Origin of the sequence: Paraburkholderia fungorum (genome assembly GCF_046026025.1) — a bacterium.
GTDB lineage: Bacteria > Pseudomonadota > Gammaproteobacteria > Burkholderiales > Burkholderiaceae > Paraburkholderia > Paraburkholderia fungorum_E.
Map to the genome: position 1 here is coordinate 106,039 of NZ_JAQQFL010000019.1, position 16,224 is coordinate 122,262.

Consider the following 16,224-nt stretch of genomic DNA (forward strand, 5'->3'; position numbering starts at 1 on the left):
AGACGGCGGAGGCGGTGGTCGGAAAGCGGCAGGCGGCAGGCGCCGCCGCGCTTAAGCCGGCAGCTTGGCCGCGGCTTCGTCGACTTGCGTACGGGACACCGACAACTCTTCCAGCCACGCTTCAGCGTAGACAGTGCCCGTCTCGCGTTCCAGACGCGCAATCGTCGCCGCGCAACGGTTCGCATCCTTCAGCGTTGCGATGAACGACTTCACCGATTCACCTGCGTTGAAGGCGTCGAACAACGGCACGCGGATGTCATCCGGCAGCGGACGTGCCGTCCATTGATACGGCTTGCCGTTGAACGTGAACTGCGGCGGCAGCACGCGCTCTTTCTTCGCCGCCGGAATCAGGCCGAAGGTGCGCGCGGCGTCGCCGATCTGCTCGGCCGAAAACAGCTCGTCCGGGCTGATGTCGAATTGCTGAATGAAGGTCTCGATGCTTTGCATTGCCGCGGCGCGATCGTCGCGGCGCTTCTGTGCGTGAGCGACGATGTCGCGCAGCTCGTCGGCTTCTTCAGGCGTGATCGTGAAGCTCGACTGCTTCTGCTGGAGTTCGGAAAAACGCAGGAATTCGGAATCGGTCAGAAGTTTCGCCATTGCTTGATCGTTGAGCGCGCATGAGGGGACCCATGCGGCGTGATTTTTGGAAGGGTCGCCATTCTAAACCATGTGCGGAGGCGGACGATTTTGCAGCGGCGCGCTAGACCGCCTCTTCCCGGAACATCGACAGCGCCTGCACCGTCTCGCGCAGCAACCCCGTCGCCGTCTCCAATGTCGGCGCAACGTACTCGTCGATGCGCCGCAAGTACGGACACGTAAGTGCCGCGATCGCCTGGCCGGCCGGCCCCTGGATCGGAAAGGTGACGTCAGTCACGCCGAACGTCTGCTGACTGTCCTTCTGCGAAAACCCCGCCGCGCGGATCCGCTCGCAGGACTGCTCCAGGGCGTCGCGATCGATCGTGACTTCGCCCTTCACCTTGGTGTGTTCGGCGAGCATCTGTTCGCGCTGTTCACTGCTTTGAAACGCCAGCATCACGCGACCCGAACCCGTATCGATCAGGCCGACCCGCGATCCGAGCCGTACCGACATCCCCCACGTGCCCGGTCCGTCCACTTGCGCGATCACCAGCAGATTGCCGCGGTCGTACACCGCCAGATGACACGATTGTTCGGCGGCATCGGCAAAGCGCTGCATCAGCGGCAGCGCTTCGGAGATCAGCCGGTTCATCGGCGGATGACGATGTGCAAGCGCATACAGCTTCAGGCTCAACGAATAACGGTCGCCTCCCGCTGAGCGCACCACGTATTGCCGCGCGACCAGGCGCTCGAGCATGCGGTACATCTCGCTCGCGTTGCGTCCCAGCAGTTTGGTGATCTCGGCGCGCGTCAGTCCCTCTTTCTGCTCGGCGAGCAGTTCGAGAATGTCGAGACCCTTGTCCAGCGCGGGCGCGCGGTAACGTTCGGCGTCGTCTTTGTCTTCTGCGTCCATGGTGGGCAAGGTTCCGTGTGTTGTTCTCATTATCTGGCGCGTGAGTGTAAGTGCGTGGGGAATCTCGTGCGAGGTGGCACTGCGCCAGGGGAAACACTGACGCATGGTGCAGTGCACGTTGCTTGACTTCAAAGCGTTCGTATATGAATAATACGTTCATTGGTGAATGAGCGCACGCCAATACTTTATAAGAAAGCGCAGGACGAAGTGCCCACCATTCGCATGGCGGGTTCACGCAGTTCCCACAACGCACTACCTTGCATGGGGCCGGAATAAGCGTTAAGGCGCTAAGTCCGGACCGACATAGGAGACAACCATGTCGTTCGCGAAAGGGCCGCACCCGGCTCGCCGTTTGTTCCAGAGTTCTCTATTCGCCGTTGCGGCGGCAGCTTGCGTCGCCGGACTTGCCGTCAGTAGCGCCGCACAGGCCGCCGAAACCGGCAAGGTCGGCCTTGGTTTGCCGCTTCTCACGTCGCCGTTCTGGCAGTCGTACAACACCTATCTGCCCAAATACGCGAAGGACATGGGCATCGATATCCTTGCGCCGGTCAATTCGAACGGCGATCCGGCCCAGCAAATCACCGACATGAACAACCTGCTGAACCTCGGTGCCAAGGGCATCGTGGTCGGCCCGCTGGATTCGGCGGCGATCAGTCGCGCGCTCGATGCAGCGGCGGCGAAGAACGTGCCGGTGGTCGCCGTCGACGTCGCGCCGACGCAAGGCAAGGTGGCGATGGTGGTGCGCGCCGACAACCACGCGTACGGCGAGAAGGCGTGCAAGTACATCGGCGAACATGTGAAGTCGGGCAAGGTCGTGCAGATCATGGGCGACCTCGCCTCGGTGAACGGGCGTGACCGGTCCGAAGCGTTCCGCTCGTGTTTGAAGGGCTTTCCGGGTTTGTCACTGCTGGAAATTCCGGCAGCCTGGAAGGGCGATGTGGCGGCGACCGCGCTCGACAGTCTGCTCACCGCGAATCCTGACGTGAAGGCGATCTACATGCAGGCGGGTGGCGTTTATCTGGCGCCGACACTGCAAACCCTGCGCCGCAAGCAGATGCTGTTTCCCGCTGGCGACCCCAAGCACGTCGTGATCGTCAGTAACGACGGCATTCCTCAGGAGTTCGACGCAATCCGCCGCGGCGATATCGACGCGACCATTTCGCAGCCTGCCGATTCGTACGCGAAATACGGTCTCTTCTACATCAAGGCGGCGTTGGCCGGACAGACCTTCAAGCCGGGCCCGACGGATCACGGCAGCACCATCGTTCAGTTGGCGCCGGGCATTCTCGAAGATCAATTGCCCGCGCCGCTCGTCACGAAGTCGAATGTCGACGACAAAGCCTTGTGGGGCAATACCGTTAAATGAGCGAGCTGACGCCCTCGGTGCCGGTGGTCGAAGCGTTTGAGATCACCAAACGCTTCGGCTCCACGGCCGCGCTGCAAGACGTGAGCATCCGCGTGACGCCCGGCGAGTCGCATGCGCTGGTCGGGCGCAACGGCGCCGGAAAATCGACGCTGGTGTCGATCCTCACGGGCTTGCGCAAACCCGACACCGGCGAGGTGCGCTTCAGCGGCGCGGCCGCGCCGTCGATCGCGGATCGCGACGCGTGGCGCGAGCGCGTCGCCTGCGTTTATCAGCATTCCACGATCATCCGCGATTTGAGCGTCGCGGAGAATCTGTTCATCAACCGGCAGCCGTCGCGCGCCGGCGTGATCGATTGGCGTGCCATGCGCCGCGACGCGCGTGCGTTGCTCGATCACTGGAAGATCGACGTGCGCGAAGATGCGCGCGCCGGCGATCTGAGTGTGGAAGCACGGCAACTCGTGGAGATTGCGCGGGCGCTGTCGTACGGTGCGCGCTTCATCATTCTCGACGAACCGACCGCGCAGCTCGATGGCGATGAGATCAAGCGCCTGTTCCGCCGTATCAGCGAGTTGCAGCGCGAAGGCGTGACGTTCCTGTTTATCTCGCATCATCTGCAGGAGGTCTATGAAATCTGCCAGGCCGTGACGGTGCTGCGCGACGCGCGGCATATCGTCAGCGCGCCGGTTTCCGCGTTACCGCGCGAGCAGTTGATCGAAGCAATGACCGGCGAGCGCGGCGGTTTGGCTGTTGCCGATGCGGCAGCGCGCGATGCGTTGCCGGCGGACACCGCCATCGCGCTGGAAGTCAGCGATCTGGCGGGTTCCGATTACGAAGGCGTGTCGTTCACGGTGAAGCGTGGCGAAGTCGTAGGACTGACCGGCGCAACGAGCAGCGGCCGCACGAGCGTGGCCGAAGCGATTGCCGGTTTGCGCGCGGCCAAACGCGGTTCCATCAGCGTGGACGGCGCAACGCTGCCGCCAGGCGATGTCCCCGCAGCATTGGCGCACGGCATCGGCTGCGTGCCGAAGGATCGCCATCACGAAGGGCTGGTGTTGACGCAATCGGTTGCCGAAAACGCCTCGATGACGATCGCGCGTCTGCTCGGTAAATTCGGCATCGCGCCACCGGCGAAGAAGAACGCCTTCGGTCAGAAGATGATCGATGCGCTCGGCATCGTCGCGCAAGGTCCCGAGCACGTCGTATCGGGGCTGTCGGGCGGCAATCAGCAGAAGGTGGTGATGGCGCGCGCGCTCGCCACCGATCCCAATGTACTTGTGCTCATCGACCCTACCGCAGGCGTCGATGTGAAATCGAAAGAAGCCTTGCTGTCGGTCGTGGATCGCGTGCGCGAAGACGGTAAAGCCGTGCTGGTCGTGTCAGGCGAACTCGACGATCTGCGTACCTGTGACCGCGTGCTGGTCATGTTCCGTGGCCGTGTCGCGGCCGAATTTCCCGCGGGTTGGCAGGACCACGACCTGATCGCATCCGTTGAAGGAGTCAGTCTCCATGAAGAATAGTGTGCCCAGCCCTGCATTCGCCACCCCACAGGGTCAAGCGCAGCCGCAGCCCGTTGCCCAGGCGACGCGCGGCAAACGCGCTCGCATCGAACTCGCGCGGCTGCGCGATCTGGCGTTGCTGCCTGCGCTTGCCCTGTTGCTCGTAATCGGCGCGTTTGTCAGCCCGAGCTTTCTGACGAAGGCGAATCTGATCAGCGTGCTGGGTGCGTCCGCGGCCCTGGCGTTGGTCGTGCTCGCAGAATCGCTGATCGTGTTGACCGGCAAGTTCGATTTGTCTTTGGAATCTACAGTGGGCATCGCGCCGGCTATCGGTGCGATGCTGGTGATGCCGGCGGCGTCCGCGGGCTTCGGGTTGCAGTGGCCGGCTGCTGTGGGCCTGCTGAGCATTCTCGTGGTCGGCGCGGTGATCGGCTTCGTCAACGGTTTCCTGGTGGTGCGTCTGCGGCTGAACGCATTCATCGTCACGCTGGCGATGCTGATCGTGTTGCGGGGCATGCTGGTCGGCGCGACCAAAGGCGGCACGCTGTTCGATATGCCACCGTCGTTCTTCTCGCTCGCCACCACCATCGTGCTTGGTTTGCCGGTGTCGGTGTGGCTCGCGGCGGCAGCATTTGCCATCGCTGCCTTCGTGCTGCGCTATCACCGCCTGGGCCGCGCGCTATACGCGATCGGTGGCAATCCGGAGGCGGCGCGCGCGGCGGGGATTCGCGTCGAGCGCATTACGTGGGGCGTATTCGTGCTCGGCAGCATGCTGGCCTCGGTGGGCGGTCTGATCGTGACCGGGTACGTCGGCGCGATCAACGCGAACCAGGGTAACGGCATGATTTTTACGGTGTTCGCGGCGGCGGTGATCGGCGGCATTTCGCTCGACGGCGGCAAGGGCTCAATGCTCGGTGCACTCACCGGCGTGTTGCTGCTGGGCGTCGTGCAGAACCTGTTGACGCTCGCCCAGGTGCCGTCGTTCTGGATTCAGGCGATCTACGGCGCGATCATCCTCGGCTCGCTGATGGTGGCACGGCTCGCCAGCGGCGAAGGCCAGAACTAATGCACCCGCATCACGGAGAACGCACTTGACCAGCCGCCCGCTGCATACGCCGCAAACACCGCAAACCGACCCACGCCTGATCCTGCTCAGTCCCGCGGATAACTGCCTGATCGCGGCAGCGCGTCTCGACGCGGGCACGCAAGTCGAGATCGAAGGCGAGCGCGTAACGCTTACTAAGACCATCGACCTCGGCCACAAGGTTGCGCGTTGTGAACTTGCCAAAGACGACAAGGTGCTGCGTTACGGCGCTGTGATCGGGCACGTGACCGAGGCGGTGGCGCGCGGTGCGCACTTGCATACGCACAACCTCGAAAGCGATTACCTGCCCACTTATACACACGACGCGGGCCATGAGTTCGTCCATCACTGATTTGAGCACAATGAAGTGGCCTCGCGCCGCGCTGGAATGATCATGACTGACACTTCCGTAGCATCCGCCGCCTTGCAACGGCCCGCACTGCAAGGCTATCTGCGCGGCGACGGCCGCAAAGGCATCCGCAATGTGGTCGCGGTGGCGTATCTGGTCGAGTGCGCGCACCACGTCGCGCGCGAGATCGTCACGCAATTTCGCGAGCCGCTCGATGCATTCGACGACCCTTCAGCCGAGCGCGAGCCGCCGGTGCATCTGATTGGCTTTCCCGGTTGCTATCCGAATGGCTACGCCGAAAAGATGCTCGAGCGTCTCACCACGCATCCCAACGTAGGCGCGGTGCTGTTCGTGTCGCTCGGGTGCGAGAGCATGAACAAGCACTACCTCGTCGACGTTGTGCGCGCGAGCGGCCGTCCTGTCGAAGTCCTGACGATTCAGGAAAAAGGCGGCACGCGCAGCACGATTCAATACGGCGTCGACTGGATTCGCGGCGCACGCAAGCAGCTTGCCGCGCAGCAGAAAGTACCAATGGCGCTGAGCGAACTGGTGATCGGCACGATCTGCGGCGGCTCGGACGGCACCAGCGGCATTACCGCGAATCCGGCCGTGGGCCGCGCGTTCGATCATCTGATCGACGCGGGCGCGACTTGCATTTTCGAGGAAACCGGCGAACTGGTGGGCTGCGAATTCCATATGAAAACGCGCGCCGCAAGACCGGACCTCGGGGATGAAATCGTTGCGTGTGTGGCAAAGGCGGCGCGCTACTACTCGATCCTCGGGCATGGCAGTTTTGCGGTCGGCAATGCGGACGGCGGCCTCACCACGCAGGAGGAAAAATCTTTAGGCGCGTATGCGAAAAGCGGTGCGTCGCCGATTGTCGGCATCATCAAACCCGGCGACGTTCCGCCGACCGGCGGCCTTTATCTTCTCGACGTCGTACCCGACGGCGAGCCGCGCTTCGGCTTTCCGAACATTAGCGACAACGCGGAAATCGGCGAACTGATCGCATGCGGCGCGCATGTGATTCTGTTCACGACCGGACGGGGGTCGGTGGTTGGCTCGGCGATTTCGCCGGTCATCAAGGTATGCGCGAATCCCGCCACGTACCGCAATCTCGCCGGCGATATGGATGTCGATGCAGGCCGTATTCTCGAAGGCCGCGGCACGCTCGACGAAGTCGGACAGGAAGTGTTCGAGCAGACGGTCGCGGTGTCGCTCGGTGCGGCGTCGAAATCTGAAACGCTCGGTCATCAGGAGTTCATCCTGACGTACAAGACTTTTGAACCGGTGGGGCCGGCCTGCTTGCCGTCGAACGCGGCGCCGGCGCATCAGGTTGTTGCGATCGCGCAGCATTGAGCGAACCCCGACTATCGGTCCGGTCTATCAATCGTGAAGCCTGATTGATTCAGCGGTCGTCAGTGCGGTGGGCAAACATCGTCAGCACGTGTTAAAACATCACAAAAGAGGAGACGCGGTCCATGACGGCAACGACCGGTTCGAAGATCGAACAGCGGCGCGGCATCGGCCGCCGTGCATTACGAGTGAGCGGATTGGGGCTCGGCACGGCACCGTTGGGCGGGCTCTATCGCGATCTGTCCGAGGAAGAGGCGCACGCGACCATTGCCGCCGCGTGGGACGCGGGTGTGCGCTTTTTCGACACCGCGCCGCATTACGGTCACACGAAAGCCGAGCACCGTCTGGGCGACGCGTTGCGTGACCGTCCGCGCAGCGAATACGTGTTGTCCACCAAAGTAGGACGCCGCTTCGTACCGCGCACCACACCCTACGACGGCAGCGAAGGCTGGCAAGATCCGTTGCCGTTCCAGGCGATCTACGACTACACGCATGACGGCATTCTGCGTTCGTTCGAAGACAGCCAGCAGCGCCTCGGCATCATCGATATCGACATTTTGCTGGTGCACGATATCGGCGTTGTCACGCATGGCGACAAGAACCCCCATTACTGGCGGCAACTGACCGAAGGCGGCGGCTTTCGCGCGCTCGACGATTTGCGCTCCTCGGGCGCGGTGAAGGCGGTCGGGCTCGGCGTCAACGAAGGCGCGGTCATACTCGACGCGATGGCTGAATTCGATATCGATTGCGCATTGCTCGCTGGCCGTTATACGCTGCTTGAACAGACCACGCTCGGCGATCTGCTCCCAGCATGTGAACAACGCGGCGTCAGCATCCTGTTAGGCGGCGCGTTCAATTCGGGCATTCTGGCGCGTGGTGTCGGCGGCGATCTGAAATTCAATTACGGCGACGCGCCGAGCGAAATCATCGAACGCGTCGCGCGGCTCGAAGCGGTGTGCCGCGTGCATGGCGTGCCGCTTGCTGCCGCGGCCTTGCAGTTTCCGTATGCGCACCCGGCGGTCGCGACTGTGTTGACCGGCGCGCGCAGTGCCGACGAATTGCGTGAGAACGTGGCGTCGTTCGAGCTGCCGATCCCCGCGGAGTTGTGGTCCGCGCTACGTGACAAGGGCTTGCTCGACAGCCGCGCGCCCGCGCCAGAGGATTGATTTGACGATGCCTATCGACGCGCACCAGCACTACTGGGATCCCGCTCGCGGCGATTACGAGTGGCTCACGCCGGAGCTGAAAATCCTGTACCGGCCGTTCGGTCCCGCCGATCTCAAGCCGTTGCGCGAAACAGCGGGCATTGAGCGGACGGTGGTGGTGCAGGCGGCGCCGACAATCGATGAAACCCGTTACTTGCTGGACGTCGCGCGCAACGAACCCTCGATCGCGGGCGTGGTGGGTTGGGTGCCGTTGCTGTTGCCCAACGCGCCGGCTGTGATCGAAGCGCTGGCGCATGAGCCGAAGTTCAAGGGCGTGCGTCCGATGCTGCAGGACCTGCCCGACGACACGTGGATTGCCAACCCGGATCTCGCACCCGCAATCGAGGCGCTGATCGCGCACGACCTCGCGTTCGACGCCTTGATTTACGCGCGGCATGTCGAATCTTTCGAGACGTTCGCCGCACGGTTTCCCGCGTTGCGCATCGTCGTGGATCACGGCGCGAAGCCGCCGATCCGCTACGGTCGCGCGGGTTGGCCAACCTGGGCCGACGCGATTACGCGGCTTGCTCAACTGCCGCATGTGCATTGCAAGCTCTCGGGTCTCGTCACGGAAGCGTCACCTGGCTGGACCGAAGAAACGCTGCACCCGTACGTCGATCATCTCCTGAAGTCATTTGGCCCCGCGCGTTTGATGTGGGGTAGTGACTGGCCGGTACTCGATCTGAACGGCGATTATCTGATCTGGCACTCGGTGGCGAATACGCTGCTCGCGTCCTTGAGCGACGCCGAGCGTGAGGCGGTTTTCGGCGGTAACGCCGCTGCGTTTTATCGACTTTGATGTGATTAAGATGCGTGACGAAGACAAGAGAAGCCCATTCAACTGGAGTCGTAGATGACACAAAGACTGGCCGGCAAGACGGCCCTGATCACCGCGGCAGGACAAGGCATTGGTCTCGCCACCGCGGAACTGTTCGCACGCGAAGGCGCGCGCGTGATCGCCACCGATATCCGCATTGACGGACTCGCCGGCAAGCCGGTCGAAGCGCGCAAGCTCGACGCGCGCGACGGCGCGGCGATCAAGGCGCTGGCGTCCGAAGTCGGCGCGATCGACGTGCTGTTCAACTGCGCGGGCTTCGTGCATGCCGGCAATATCCTCGAATGCAGCGAAGAAGACTGGGACTTCGCCTTCGATCTGAATGCGAAGGCCATGTACCGCATGATCCGCGCGTTTTTGCCCGCCATGCTGGAAAAGGGCGGCGGGTCGATCATCAATATGTCGTCGGCGGCGTCGAGCGTGAAAGGTGTGCCGAACCGCTTTGCGTACAGCGCGTCGAAAGCCGCGGTGATCGGGCTGACCAAGTCTGTCGCTGCAGACTTCATTACGCGTGGTGTACGCTGTAACGCGATCTGCCCGGGCACGGTGGCTTCGCCCTCGCTCGAACAGCGGATCACCGAGCAGGCCAAGGCGCAAGGCGCGACGCTCGAGGCCGTGCAGGCGGCCTTTGTCGCGCGTCAGCCGATGGGCCGTATCGGCAAACCGGAAGAGATCGCCGCGTTGGCGTTGTATCTCGCGTCTGACGAATCGTCGTTTACTACCGGTCACGCGCATGTGATCGACGGCGGCTGGTCGAACTGATGCGCCGGAGTCCCCACCGGACACCCGCTGAAGTAAGGACCCAAACGCGAATCCAACCGCGAACCGAAACACGAACCGACTATCACTGAAAGGAAGTGCCAGGATGAAATTGCTTCGCTATGGGCCGAAAGGCCAGGAAAAGCCGGGCTTGCTCGACGCCCAAGGCAAGATTCGCGATCTGTCGAAGGTGGTTGGCGATATCGACGGTGCCACGCTGACCGACGAAGGCCTCGCCAAACTGCGCGCGCTCGATCCGGCTTCGCTGCCGGTCGTGGAAGGCAATCCGCGCATCGGCCCGTGCGTCGGCAAGATCGGCAAGTTCATCTGTATCGGCCTGAACTACGCCGACCACGCAGCCGAATCGAATCTTCCGGTGCCGTCGGAACCGGTGATTTTCAACAAGTGGACGAGCGCGATCAGCGGCCCGAACGACGACGTCGAAATTCCGCGCGGCTCGAAGAAGACCGACTGGGAAGTCGAACTCGGCGTGGTGATCGGCAAGCCGGCGAAATATATCGACGAAGCCAACGCGCTCGATTATGTCGCGGGTTACTGCGTGATCAACGACGTGTCGGAGCGCGAATGGCAGATCGAACGCGGCGGCACGTGGGACAAAGGCAAGGGCTTCGATACGTTCGGCCCGATCGGTCCGTGGGTCGTGACGCGCGATGAAGTGGCCAATCCGCAGAACCTGAGCCTGTGGCTCGAAGTAGACGGCCACCGCTATCAGAACGGCAGCACGAAGACGATGGTATTCGGCGTGGCGAAGCTGGTGTCGTATGTGTCGCAGTGCATGAGCCTGCAACCGGGCGACGTGATTTCCACCGGCACGCCGCCGGGCGTCGGCATGGGCGTGAAGCCGAATCCGGTGTTCCTGAAGCCGGGCCAGACGATCCGTCTCGGTATCGAAGGTCTCGGCGAGCAAACGCAAAAGACTTACGCGGCCGAGTAATTCTCCGGCCTGTTGAACAGCGTTGTCGATGTGGAAAGTGAAAGGCCGATCCCGCGCGACGCGGGATCGGCCTTTCGCTTCTTTGGCTCGCTTCTTTGGCTCGCTTATTTGGTTCGCTTATTTTGCCCGCGGTTTTTGCCTGCGGGTCTCGTTCGTTCAGGCCGCCGGTTCGTGCTCGCCGTTCTCGCTGATGCGATTGATCGTGCCCTGTGCGACCGCGACGAGCTTCTCGCGGCCGCCGTCCATCACATACACATTGCACTGGCAGGTTGCCTGAAGCCGGCCCGCGTAGACCACCCTCGCCCGTGCGATCAGCGTGCCGTTCACTACCGGCCGCAGATAGTTGATCTTGTACTCGCCGGTCACGACCTTCGGACCCAGCGACAGCGCGCCCGCGAACGTCAGCGCATTGTCGGCGAGATAGCTGATGACACCGCCATGCACGAAGCCGTGCTGTTGCCGCAACTCGTCGCGGATCGGCAGACACAGCGTCAGCTCGTCGGTGCCCGTGTGCATCAGTTCGGCGCCTAGCAGCATGCTGAACGGCTGGGCATGCAGTGCGCCGCGCGCCCGGTCGAGGATGTCGGTCATCGTGATTCCTTGGGGCGTGGCCCGTAGTGGCATCTGCACCGGCGTGCGTTGTGCAGTCCCTACCCACTCTAGGAAGCGCTGATGCATCGCGTCAAGGTGAATCCAAAATATCTGCGCGGCATTGTTGCGCAAAACGACGGGAATTGCGGAGTTGACCGAGGAAAAGGGGATGTAAGGCGATCTTTCGCGAAATTGATCTTCAGCAAAGTTCGGGCTTGCCGTTAACCCCGACGTAGGTCCCGCCATTATTTGCTTTGGGTGTTCACGATGTTCAGCAAGATCAAGGTCGCATCCGGCCTGTTGTGTGTTCTGGCCGCGTTCTGCGTTTTCCAGCTGGTTACAGTGGGTTTGGGGTTCTGGTCGCTCACGCGCACGCATGACGACGTGGGTGAGCTGTCGAACATCGCCTTGAGGCAGGTGGACGCCGTCAATGAAACGACCCAGCACCTGATGGATGCGCGCATCAACCTGTCGCGCGCCGGGACGCGCATGGTGCGTGGCGGCGCCGAGCCGACCGACATCGTGCAGCACGCCCGCGAACAGCTGACGGCCGCCGAACAGTCCTTCAACGCATTCATGGGCGCACAGAAGACCAGCGACGAAAACACGGCACGCGCTGCCGCGCTGGCCGAGAAGTACAAGAAGCTGCACGATGCGCTGACGGAGTTGGCGCAGTTTCTCGACTCGAACAATATTCAAGCGTTTCTGGACCAGCCGACCCAGGGTTTCCAGGACGCCTATCTCGGCGAGTCGCGTAATTTCGTGCAATTCGGCACGGCGGCGAGCCGGGCGTCGATCGATTCGATCGACAGCCGCATGGCGATGTTCCGCGCCGTCAGCATCGCGATCCTGCTGCTTCTCGTGGCGGGTACGGCCGGCGTGTATGCCGCGCTCCGCAAAGGCGTGGTGGCGCCGCTGGAAGAAGCCGGCCGTCACTTCGACCGCATCGCGCAAGGGCGTCTCGACCAGCCGATCGCTTCGCGTGGCACCAACGAGATCGGCCGGCTGTTCTCGGGCCTCGCAAAAATGCAGGCGAGCGTGGCGCGCACGGTGCAAACCGTGCGCGAATCGGCCGACTCGATTCACCTCGGTGCCGACGAAATTGCGACCGGCAACGCCGATTTGTCGGCTCGTACGGAAAATCAGGCGGCGTCGCTCGAAGAAACCGCGTCGAGCATGGAGGAATTGACCGCCACGGTGCGCCAGAACGCCGATCACGCCCGTGAAGCCAATGCGCTGGCAGAAACCGCGCTCGAGGCGACCTCGCGCGGCAGCGACGTGGTCAACGAGGTGGTCGACAAGATGCGCGGTATCGCGCAAAGCTCGGACAAGATCGCCGAGATCATTTCGGTGATCGACGGCATTGCGTTCCAGACCAATATTCTCGCGCTGAACGCAGCCGTCGAAGCGGCCCGCGCGGGCGAGCAGGGCCGTGGCTTTGCCGTGGTGGCGGGCGAGGTGCGTGGTCTCGCCCAGCGCAGCGCGCAGTCGGCCAAGGAGATCAAGACGTTGATCAGCGAATCGGTCGCCGAGATTCAGGGCGGCTCAACCCTGGTCGAGCACGCCGGCGAAGCGATGAGCAACGTTTCCGCGTCGATCTCGCGGGTCACGCAGATGATGGCGGAAATCAGCGCGTCGTCGCTCGAGCAGAGCACGGGCATCGAACAGGTCAACCAGGCGGTGGTGCAGATGGACGAGATGACGCAGCAGAACGCGGCGCTCGTCGAACAGGCGGCCGCAGCGGCGGCTTCGCTGCATCAGCAGACGCAGCAATTGAAGGAAGCAGTATCTGTGTTCGAAATTTCGGAAACTGTGTTGCGGATGCAACAAATGGACGACTTGCGCGGGCAAAAGGCGGCGTCCGGGCTGTCGGGGATTCGAGCAATCTGAGTCGTACAGGCGCTGTACAGACCTGGCAGCGGCGCCCCAAAAGAGGGCATCTGCAAAAGAAAATGGCCCGCCAAAGCGGGCCATTTTGCATTAGACGCGAGCGCCTAAGGGTGCTTCAAGTACCGGAAGGTACTTAGGCCGGCTGGATGTTCGCAGCCTGCTTGCCCTTCGGGCCTTGCTTAACTTCGAACGTCACTTTCTGGTTTTCCTGCAGGGACTTGAAGCCGCTGCCTTGAACTTCCGAAAAGTGCGCGAACAGGTCTTCGCCGCCGTCGTCCGGCGTGATGAAGCCAAAGCCCTTTGCATCGTTAAACCACTTCACAGTACCTGTTGCCATTTTTGATCCAATAAATGTTGTGTGTTGCATTCGCGACCGCTATTTCTCAACGTGAGATCGAGCGCGAAGTGAGAGTTGTATCACGTCTTTATGATGGACGCCAATCAACCCGTATTCGGGAATTCCCCGATTAGGCCCTTTTGGGGCCCGGAAAGCATTTTGCAGGGATGCTCCGGCCGGTAGGGTAAACTGCTTGTGTTACTTTTCCAGGAAAAACATTGACACATTATTTGCAAGAAGAACTTACCTCGTTCTGGAGTCGTTTGACACCGTATCTCGCGATATTGGAGTCGAAATTACCTCAAGAAGGCGTCCTGGACCCAGTCGGCCGCATCACGATCGACACCGAAAATCACCAGGCTTTCGCCCTTCACACCACCGATAAAAAGCCCCACGGCGACATCTCGGACACCCCCACCGGACACAGCGCGACCTACACGCGATTTAAGACTGCCGATGCCGATTGGGGCCCCTGGCAACGCGAAGCCTATTGATTGACCGGCCAGTCGGCTTTAATGCCGGCGCCCGGCAGACGGCGACCGGCGTTTAGCCCGGCAACGCGTCATAGGCGGTCGCGAGGTGATAGGGGGTGGTCGACGGCATGTCGGCACGCGCCACGTCACCGGCGGCCGTTTTGCATTCGAACCAGCCTTGCGGACGCAGGAAGCGTTGCCGGAAAAGCTCGATTTGGCGCGGCAGCGCGGTGAGCACGACGGGGTCGTCATGGCTTGCCAGGGCACGCAAATACTCCGTCTGGGCCCAGATCCGCTGGGTGGCGTCCTTGATCCGGCCGGTTTCGTCGAGCGAGGCGCATACGCCGCCCGTCTGCTGATCCACGCCAAACTGCTGCGCGAAGCGGAACGCCCGCGTTAGCGATTCGTCGAGTCCCGTGGTTTCGAACAATGTGCCCGCCTGCTTGACCAGCCAGAACCACTCGAACTGGTGACCCGGTTCCAGGCGGTTATCCTCCACGCCGATCGGCAATTCGGCGACGCAGCCGGTCGGCGCATGCACGAAGTGCTGCGCGACGGCGCCGGCAAGACGCTGCAGCGCGGCGTCGAAGGCGAGGTCGCCCGTGGCGTCGCGAGCCGCCAGCCAGGCTTCGGTGAGGTGCATCAGGGGATTCTGGATCGGCGTGCCGGTTACCTGGCCGAAGTCCGCGGTGAGTGCGGCGTTAAACAGGTCGCCAGCGGCCGCGAAGTGCGACTGAATCAGTGCCGATGTGCGATGCACGACGTCCAGTGCGTCGCGGTTGCCTGAACGGCCGCCGTATTCCGCGCACGCGAACACGATGAATGCATGGGTGTACAGGTCTTTGGTGGTGTCGAGCGGCGCACCCTGCGCATCCACGCTAAAGAACCATCCGCCGTGGCGCGTGTCCTGAAAGGTGTGGATCAGCGAGTCGAACAGCACCCGGGCATGAGCCACATCGCCCGCTTGCGAGAACACGAACAATTGTCGCGCGCACGCCATCGCCCGGTAGCGTTGCGCCGGCAACGGTTCAGGACCCTCGGCGCTGACCGCTTCGTATGGCAGCTTCAGCGCGGCGTTGAAACCGGGCCCGCGCCATAGAGGCAGCACCACACGAGTGAAGTGATCGCGCAGGGAGGCGGCGAGGGTGATCGTCGAAGCGGGAGGGGGCATGCTCTGCATAGTTCGGTCGGTCAAATGCGGTCATTCGAGGCGCCTGCGGACTGGGCTTGTCGCGCTCAGGGCACCGGCGTGCGGCCAAGCATAAAGCAAACCGCTGCCGCTGACACTCCGCCATAGGTGCGCACTACGCGTCGAACAATTTCAGATAAGGAGGAAAAACAATGTTGGGGAACCTTGAACTCATTTCCCGTCTGGTGCTGGCCGCTGCGCTCGGCAGCGTGATCGGCTTCGAGCGCGAACGGCTGTCATGGGCCGCGGGGTTGCGCACGCATATGCTGGTCTGCGTCGGTTCGACGCTCATCATGATCGTGTCGGCCTATGGCTTTGCCGAAGTGTTGACGGGCGATCACGTCGTGCTCGATCCGTCCCGGATGGCCGCTCAGGTAGTCTCGGGCATCGGCTTTCTCGGCGCGGGCTCGATCTTGCTGCGCGGCGAGATCGTGCGCGGACTGACGACGGCGGCAAGCCTCTGGTCGGTCGCGGCGATTGGCCTTGCGGTCGGCGGTGGGCTGTATACGGCGTCAATTGCCGCGACCATCATCATTTTGATCATCCTTGCGGGGATCAAGCCGCTCGAGCGCCGTTTCATCACGGTCAAGCAACGGCGCCAGTTGACGATGATCGTCGAGCGCGGCGCCTTGACCTTCCATTCGCTGCACGACGAACTCGGCGCCGCGAGCCCGCGCGTCAAGCAATTCGTGATGCAGCAGAGCGACGACGCACCGGAATGCGATGAAGTGACAATCACCTTGCACCGCGTGTCGAATACCGAATATGAAGCGATCTGCGCACGCTTGCGTCAGTTGCACGGCGTCAAGCAGTTCAGGCAGGACGAGGCGTCGTCTTAAAAACGGAAAAA

17 protein-coding genes are annotated in these 16,224 nt (G+C 62.4%); 12 read left to right on the plus strand and 5 right to left on the minus strand.

The annotated features are described in order from the left end of the window. Positions 1-51: 51 nt before the first annotated feature. The gene (locus PQR67_RS21275; protein ID WP_408463520.1) at positions 52-597 is read right to left on the minus strand and encodes a hypothetical protein; all 546 of its coding nucleotides are present in this window, start codon (positions 595-597) and stop codon (positions 52-54) included. 103 nt (positions 598-700) lie between these two features. Continuing rightward, positions 701-1,489 (minus strand): IclR family transcriptional regulator, encoded by a 789-nt coding sequence (locus PQR67_RS21280; RefSeq protein ID WP_408463523.1) that lies wholly within the window; start codon positions 1,487-1,489, stop codon positions 701-703. 316 nt (positions 1,490-1,805) lie between these two features. Here PQR67_RS21280 and PQR67_RS21285 point away from each other — a divergent pair, with 316 nt between their 5' ends. The 9 genes from PQR67_RS21285 (at position 1,806) to PQR67_RS21325 (ending at position 10,894) form a co-directional block, all read left to right on the plus strand. Then, a complete protein-coding gene (locus PQR67_RS21285; protein ID WP_408463526.1) occupies positions 1,806-2,855 on the plus strand; it encodes a sugar ABC transporter substrate-binding protein in 1,050 nt (349 codons plus the stop codon). Next, positions 2,852-4,372 (plus strand): sugar ABC transporter ATP-binding protein, encoded by a 1,521-nt coding sequence (locus PQR67_RS21290; protein WP_408463529.1) that lies wholly within the window; start codon positions 2,852-2,854, stop codon positions 4,370-4,372. The genes PQR67_RS21285 and PQR67_RS21290 overlap by 4 nt, the downstream gene beginning before the upstream one ends. Next, a complete protein-coding gene (locus PQR67_RS21295) occupies positions 4,362-5,417 on the plus strand; it encodes an ABC transporter permease (protein WP_408463532.1) in 1,056 nt (351 codons plus the stop codon). The genes PQR67_RS21290 and PQR67_RS21295 overlap by 11 nt, the downstream gene beginning before the upstream one ends. A 25-nt stretch (positions 5,418-5,442) precedes the next feature. Continuing rightward, the gene (locus PQR67_RS21300) at positions 5,443-5,787 is read left to right on the plus strand and encodes a UxaA family hydrolase (protein WP_408463535.1); all 345 of its coding nucleotides are present in this window, start codon (positions 5,443-5,445) and stop codon (positions 5,785-5,787) included. 42 nt (positions 5,788-5,829) lie between these two features. After that, on the plus strand, positions 5,830-7,143 hold the full coding sequence (locus tag PQR67_RS21305; protein ID WP_408463538.1) for a UxaA family hydrolase: 1,314 nt from the start codon (positions 5,830-5,832) through the stop codon (positions 7,141-7,143). Between the two features lie 122 nt (positions 7,144-7,265). Beyond that, positions 7,266-8,306 (plus strand): aldo/keto reductase, encoded by a 1,041-nt coding sequence (locus PQR67_RS21310; RefSeq protein WP_408463541.1) that lies wholly within the window; start codon positions 7,266-7,268, stop codon positions 8,304-8,306. A 7-nt stretch (positions 8,307-8,313) separates the two neighbouring features. Further along, entirely contained in the window at positions 8,314-9,144 is an 831-nt protein-coding gene (locus PQR67_RS21315; RefSeq protein WP_408463544.1) for an amidohydrolase family protein, read from the plus strand. Positions 9,145-9,198: 54 nt separating this feature from the next. Beyond that, the gene (locus PQR67_RS21320) at positions 9,199-9,942 is read left to right on the plus strand and encodes an SDR family oxidoreductase (protein WP_408463547.1); all 744 of its coding nucleotides are present in this window, start codon (positions 9,199-9,201) and stop codon (positions 9,940-9,942) included. Between the two features lie 103 nt (positions 9,943-10,045). After that, positions 10,046-10,894 (plus strand): ureidoglycolate lyase, encoded by an 849-nt coding sequence (locus PQR67_RS21325; RefSeq protein WP_408463549.1) that lies wholly within the window; start codon positions 10,046-10,048, stop codon positions 10,892-10,894. A 156-nt stretch (positions 10,895-11,050) separates the two neighbouring features. Here the strand turns inward: PQR67_RS21325 and PQR67_RS21330 are convergent, their stop codons facing one another. After that, the gene (locus tag PQR67_RS21330) at positions 11,051-11,485 is read right to left on the minus strand and encodes a PaaI family thioesterase (RefSeq protein ID WP_408463552.1); all 435 of its coding nucleotides are present in this window, start codon (positions 11,483-11,485) and stop codon (positions 11,051-11,053) included. 267 nt (positions 11,486-11,752) lie between these two features. On the opposite strand from PQR67_RS21330, the gene PQR67_RS21335 reads away from it, so the two are divergent. Continuing rightward, positions 11,753-13,375 (plus strand): methyl-accepting chemotaxis protein, encoded by a 1,623-nt coding sequence (locus tag PQR67_RS21335; RefSeq protein WP_408463555.1) that lies wholly within the window; start codon positions 11,753-11,755, stop codon positions 13,373-13,375. Positions 13,376-13,508: 133 nt separating this feature from the next. Here the strand turns inward: PQR67_RS21335 and PQR67_RS21340 are convergent, their stop codons facing one another. Beyond that, positions 13,509-13,712 carry a cold-shock protein gene (locus tag PQR67_RS21340; RefSeq protein ID WP_007178724.1) on the minus strand — a complete coding sequence of 68 codons (204 nt, stop codon included), beginning with the start codon at positions 13,710-13,712 and terminating at the stop codon, positions 13,509-13,511. Positions 13,713-13,930: 218 nt separating this feature from the next. On the opposite strand from PQR67_RS21340, the gene PQR67_RS21345 reads away from it, so the two are divergent. Then, on the plus strand, positions 13,931-14,206 hold the full coding sequence (locus PQR67_RS21345) for a hypothetical protein (RefSeq protein ID WP_408463558.1): 276 nt from the start codon (positions 13,931-13,933) through the stop codon (positions 14,204-14,206). Between the two features lie 52 nt (positions 14,207-14,258). Here PQR67_RS21345 and PQR67_RS21350 read toward each other — a convergent pair whose 3' ends face one another. Then, positions 14,259-15,365 carry an AGE family epimerase/isomerase gene (locus PQR67_RS21350; RefSeq protein ID WP_408463561.1) on the minus strand — a complete coding sequence of 369 codons (1,107 nt, stop codon included), beginning with the start codon at positions 15,363-15,365 and terminating at the stop codon, positions 14,259-14,261. A 161-nt stretch (positions 15,366-15,526) separates the two neighbouring features. Between PQR67_RS21350 and PQR67_RS21355 the strand changes: the two genes are divergently transcribed. Then, positions 15,527-16,213 (plus strand): MgtC/SapB family protein, encoded by a 687-nt coding sequence (locus PQR67_RS21355; protein WP_408463564.1) that lies wholly within the window; start codon positions 15,527-15,529, stop codon positions 16,211-16,213. The last annotated feature ends 11 nt before the right edge of the window (positions 16,214-16,224 follow it).

What these genes read in the sequence shown, in the direction of transcription:
- PQR67_RS21275 (WP_408463520.1), bottom strand. Translation starts at nt 597, where the DNA reads ATGGCGAAACTTCTGACCGATTCCGAATTCCTGCGTTTTTCCGAACTC.
- PQR67_RS21280 (WP_408463523.1), bottom strand. Translation starts at nt 1,489, where the DNA reads ATGGACGCAGAAGACAAAGACGACGCCGAACGTTACCGCGCGCCCGCG.
- PQR67_RS21285 (WP_408463526.1), top strand. Translation starts at nt 1,806, where the DNA reads ATGTCGTTCGCGAAAGGGCCGCACCCGGCTCGCCGTTTGTTCCAGAGT.
- PQR67_RS21290 (WP_408463529.1), top strand. Translation starts at nt 2,852, where the DNA reads ATGAGCGAGCTGACGCCCTCGGTGCCGGTGGTCGAAGCGTTTGAGATC.
- PQR67_RS21295 (WP_408463532.1), top strand. Translation starts at nt 4,362, where the DNA reads ATGAAGAATAGTGTGCCCAGCCCTGCATTCGCCACCCCACAGGGTCAA.
- PQR67_RS21305 (WP_408463538.1), top strand. Translation starts at nt 5,830, where the DNA reads ATGACTGACACTTCCGTAGCATCCGCCGCCTTGCAACGGCCCGCACTG.
- PQR67_RS21310 (WP_408463541.1), top strand. Translation starts at nt 7,266, where the DNA reads ATGACGGCAACGACCGGTTCGAAGATCGAACAGCGGCGCGGCATCGGC.
- PQR67_RS21315 (WP_408463544.1), top strand. Translation starts at nt 8,314, where the DNA reads ATGCCTATCGACGCGCACCAGCACTACTGGGATCCCGCTCGCGGCGAT.
- PQR67_RS21320 (WP_408463547.1), top strand. Translation starts at nt 9,199, where the DNA reads ATGACACAAAGACTGGCCGGCAAGACGGCCCTGATCACCGCGGCAGGA.
- PQR67_RS21325 (WP_408463549.1), top strand. Translation starts at nt 10,046, where the DNA reads ATGAAATTGCTTCGCTATGGGCCGAAAGGCCAGGAAAAGCCGGGCTTG.
- PQR67_RS21330 (WP_408463552.1), bottom strand. Translation starts at nt 11,485, where the DNA reads ATGACCGACATCCTCGACCGGGCGCGCGGCGCACTGCATGCCCAGCCG.
- PQR67_RS21335 (WP_408463555.1), top strand. Translation starts at nt 11,753, where the DNA reads ATGTTCAGCAAGATCAAGGTCGCATCCGGCCTGTTGTGTGTTCTGGCC.
- PQR67_RS21340 (WP_007178724.1), bottom strand. Translation starts at nt 13,712, where the DNA reads ATGGCAACAGGTACTGTGAAGTGGTTTAACGATGCAAAGGGCTTTGGC.
- PQR67_RS21350 (WP_408463561.1), bottom strand. Translation starts at nt 15,365, where the DNA reads ATGCAGAGCATGCCCCCTCCCGCTTCGACGATCACCCTCGCCGCCTCC.
- PQR67_RS21355 (WP_408463564.1), top strand. Translation starts at nt 15,527, where the DNA reads ATGTTGGGGAACCTTGAACTCATTTCCCGTCTGGTGCTGGCCGCTGCG.